General features: G+C 34.5%; 3 protein-coding genes and 2 pseudogenes. 3 read left to right on the plus strand and 2 right to left on the minus strand.

The window, feature by feature from the left end:
- The first annotated feature begins 53 nt into the window (after positions 1-53).
- The 3 genes and pseudogenes from AB3X49_RS18715 (at position 54) to AB3X49_RS18725 (ending at position 2,188) form a co-directional block, all read left to right on the plus strand.
- The gene (locus AB3X49_RS18715) at positions 54-905 is read left to right on the plus strand and encodes a LysR family transcriptional regulator (RefSeq protein ID WP_367963943.1); all 852 of its coding nucleotides are present in this window, start codon (positions 54-56) and stop codon (positions 903-905) included.
- Positions 898-1,417 (plus strand): annotated as a pseudogene (locus tag AB3X49_RS18720) (DUF3916 domain-containing protein). The gene AB3X49_RS18715 and the pseudogene AB3X49_RS18720 overlap by 8 nt, the downstream one beginning before the upstream one ends.
- 93 nt (positions 1,418-1,510) lie before the next feature.
- Positions 1,511-2,188 (plus strand): YdcF family protein, encoded by a 678-nt coding sequence (locus tag AB3X49_RS18725; protein WP_367963945.1) that lies wholly within the window; start codon positions 1,511-1,513, stop codon positions 2,186-2,188.
- Between the two features lie 144 nt (positions 2,189-2,332).
- Here AB3X49_RS18725 and AB3X49_RS18730 read toward each other — a convergent pair whose 3' ends face one another.
- Complete coding sequence (locus AB3X49_RS18730; RefSeq protein ID WP_367963947.1) at positions 2,333-2,929, minus strand: hypothetical protein; 597 nt, start codon at positions 2,927-2,929, stop codon at positions 2,333-2,335.
- Positions 2,929-4,105 (minus strand): annotated as a pseudogene (gene helD, locus AB3X49_RS18735) (RNA polymerase recycling motor HelD); the annotation flags it as partial. The pseudogene helD and the gene AB3X49_RS18730, both read right to left, overlap by 1 nt.

Consider the following 4,105-nt stretch of genomic DNA (forward strand, 5'->3'; position numbering starts at 1 on the left):
GTTATTAATAGAATCCATCAAAAAAATTGATACCTTTTTCGGGGTGATAATAAATGGACATTAAAGATTTAACGTTTTTTTTCGAAGTTGCGAAAGAAGGAAATATATCTCATGCCGCTAAAAACTTAAACTATGTACAATCAGGTGTAACGATGCGTATAAAACAACTAGAAAACGAATTAGGCGTACCACTATTTTATCGAAACGGAAAAGGTGTTACTTTAACTTCTAACGGAGAAATTTTATTAACATATGCAAAACAAATCATCCACTTAATGGATCAATCCATTAAAGCTGTTCAAAGTAGCGGAACCCATCCAAAAGGCACGTTAAAAATCGGGTGTACAGAATCGACAACAGCCGTTCGTCTCCCGCCTATATTAACGACCTATTATGAAAAGTATCCAGAAGTTGAATTGATTCTAGAAACAAATACGACAGACCAATTAACTCAGCTCGTTTTAGAGCGAAAACTAGACGGGGCTCTTATCGCTGGAAATATTCAGCATACTGAACTTCATACACTTTCATTTCGAGAAGAAGAACTCGTTCTCATTAGCAAGACTCCTCTATCTTCCTTTAAAACAATAGAAGAACTGAATTTACTCGCTTTTAGTCAAGGTTGTTATTACAGAAAACTATTAGAAAACTGGCTTCAAGAAGAAGGGATTTCACCTAAAAGAATACTAGAGTTCGGAACAATTGAAGCAATACTTGCATGTGTAAAATCAGGTATGGGTACGGCTATTATGCTGAAATCTATTATTCCAGATTACGAACATGGTTTATCTTTAAATACATTACCAAATCACTTTAGAAAGGTTCCTACTACCTTTATTATTCGAAAAGATATTTTCCACTCAGCTGCCTTGCAAAAATTTATGGAGATGATCAACAATGCGTGAAAAAAAAATACGCGGAATGAACCGAAAAACAAAAACTCTTATAAAAAGAATTGAAGACTCTACTAAAGCATTTCCGTCTACTTTCTATAACGATGAATACTGGCATATGCCTTTACCAGGCTCTCAAGCTTTTATCGATTCTAGCACAACACCTAGGAAAGTAAAGCGATTGTGCATTCAAACCCTGTTAAATCAAGCGATTCAATTAATGAAAATGAAACCGAAACCGAACGATACAAATACATATCGAGTCGTTGTTATGATCAAAATAGCAAGCTTATGGAACTCACAAATCATCATATTTAAAAACGATGACTACTTTCAAAATTTTTTTCAATAGAGATAACGAATTTCAAAAATGGATTCCCCTCTCCAATGCTTCCGACTTCGGGCATGAATGGAAAATATCAATTTCTAACAGTGTCCAAACATTGCATTTCCAAGAGATAATCAAGGATGAAGATGGATTTTATGATGAAGGAAAACTTTTGTTTATAGGAGAGTTATCATAAAAGGGGAACTGTCAAATGAAAAACTTCCCTTTTTCCACTAAACAACATCGCCATATAATGAATTTAACATTTCACTATATAGGAGGTTTTCATATGGTAATCCCTAAATATCCTGAAGTCCCACATCTTACGAAAAAACAAATTGAAGAAATAACCGAAATCGCTTTCCTAAAAGAATCAACACCACAACAGTGTGATGTAATTTTCGTTTTCGGTGGTTTCCATCCTGGTAATTGGCAAGCTCCTTTACATGCTTATCAACAAGGTTTAGGTGCACAAATTATCGTCACAGGTGGTACTAGTTTACATGGAATGAAACATCCAAACTGGAATTATGGAGATTTATCAGAATCAGAAGTAATTGTTAACAAGTTAATTGAACACGGTGTACCGGAAGATGCTATCATTTTCGAGAAAAACTCTCTCCATTCTATCGCAAATGTAATTGAAGCTAAGAAGATCTTTGATTTTACAACAATTAATAGTTTACTATTTGTATGTAAAAGCTTAGGAGCAGGCCGGCAATATAGAGTATTAAAAAAACATTTACCAAAACATATAACTTGTATTCCATATACATTTGATACAAGTTTTGATGGTGATTTTATAATTAATAGATATAATTGGATGGAAAATGAGAAAAGTCGCTCTATGATTTTCGGCGAATACTTGAGAAATGTTTGCTGCGGCCGAAAAGGTGGAATTGAGCCTCCCGAGAAAGCAGTTGAAGGGTTAGAAAAATACGTATCATATTACCAACATCTTGCATAATATTTTTTCAACATATAAAATATCGGGAAGCCAATATAAAGGCTCCCCGAACATTCTAATGATGCATAAATAACACTAAAATTACTTTTCCTTTTTCATTCCCCCACATAGACGCCTACCATTGTACACATATTGTTTAACATATTAAGCCAACGCAACTGGCGGCAATAATTGCGGTCCTTTCCCGATGCGCGCCAATACCCAATCATCGTAATACCACATTTCTGTTTGGCGACGACTCATCATATAATCCCAGCGCACTTCTCGCTCAAATTCAATGATTTGTCCGTCACCACCAATTGTCACCCAGTTAAAACTTCCGTTATTATGCATCATCTTTATCCATAGAACAGGAAACTCCACAGTTTGTCCCCCGTCAACATAATGTCTAGTTTGTTTTTCTATACGAAGCAAAGTTAGGCCCTTTGCATATTGTCGATCAACCTTTTCCATTACATCCATCGCTATTTTCTCTGCCTCATCCTTATGAGGCAGTTTACTAGAGTAAACAGGCATCATGTTCGTATAACTCAACAAGTATTTACCATTTTGAGCAGTAATCGTTGTAATATGAGAACCACCGTAATTTAGTCGTTCTTCTGCTTGATAACGATGTATTTCAACATTTACACCATCACGCAATTCTTCATGCTCATGCACTAATTTTACATACTTCGGAATTGACAATAACATTGAAACTTCCTTACTACAGTTTTGAAAAGCATTTAATTGATTAGCCATTAAGCATCTCTCCCTTTACTCGTTTCGTTTTGAAATAATTCTTTCGGTACTTTCGAAAGAATTTCCGTAATCTCCCCAGCATAATATACATATAATTCATGCATCGCTCGTGTACATGCTACATAAAATAAATTCCGTTCAGATTCTTTACTGTAAATATCACTTGAAGCATCAAATATAATAACAGCGTCGAACTCTATCCCTTTTGCTAAATAAGCAGGAATAATAACAACGCCTTCTCATAAGTCGTATTTTCTTTCTGCACAAGATGGTAGTCTAATTTATCCCCTATTAACTCCATAGCCTTCATACATTCTTCATTTGTTTTACAAATGACCGCAATTGATTTATGACCTTTCTCTTGCAAATCTCTTGCTTTATCAATGATACTTTCCACACGCTCTTGTTCATCATTCACTTTTATACATAACGGCTTCTTACCATCCCGATTAAAAGCTTCAATTTCTTTCCCGTTCGGAATGATATGTTTTGTAAGTTCAATAATAGGTTTTGCTGAGCGATAACTACGATTTAACTGAATGGTTTCTACTTTGCTATTTGCAAACAACGTTGAAATTATATTTGTTCCTCTATTACTAGCATGAGCGAAAATGTTTTGATTTACATCACCGAGCAACGTCCACTTTGCCTTCGGAAACAGTCGTTTCATAAACGCTAATTGAAATGGTGTATAATCTTGTACTTCATCAACAAATACAAATTTCACAAGATGGTTCGTTTTAAAACCTTCTATTAATTCTTTTAAAAATAAATAAGGAGCTACATCTTCATATGCTAATCGCTTTTCCTCTAAACACTTTACTGTTTGCTTACATATTTCTTCCCAACCATCCGGTGCGAAAACATCTTTCTGGATCGTTTCAAAGAACTGCTGAAATATTGCAGAATGATTTACAAAAGCTAAAGATTTCACCTTTCTTCGCAACGAACGGAAATGCTTTCTCACTACATATTTCGTTAACACTTCATGCTCTTTCTCGTAATAATCAAATTGATTATCCTTCTCTAACTTTTCATACAAACGATTATAATCTTCTTTATTTAAATATTGAATTTCCCGCTCTACCCATTCTTTTTTCGCTTCTTTCTTTTCAAAGCTATTTAATTTTTTACTAATCCATTCCGTTACAAGTTGCATTCGATTCGGTATTGAAA

The sequence above is a fragment of the Bacillus sp. C30 genome, from assembly GCF_040838255.1.
Taxonomy (GTDB): domain Bacteria; phylum Bacillota; class Bacilli; order Bacillales; family Bacillaceae_G; genus Bacillus_A; species Bacillus_A mycoides.

Bases quoted from the DNA above. Each gene is read 5' to 3' on its own strand.
- AB3X49_RS18715 (WP_367963943.1), top strand. From the start codon at position 54: ATGGACATTAAAGATTTAACGTTTTTTTTCGAAGTTGCGAAAGAAGGA.
- AB3X49_RS18725 (WP_367963945.1), top strand. From the start codon at position 1,511: ATGGTAATCCCTAAATATCCTGAAGTCCCACATCTTACGAAAAAACAA.
- AB3X49_RS18730 (WP_367963947.1), bottom strand. From the start codon at position 2,929: ATGGCTAATCAATTAAATGCTTTTCAAAACTGTAGTAAGGAAGTTTCA.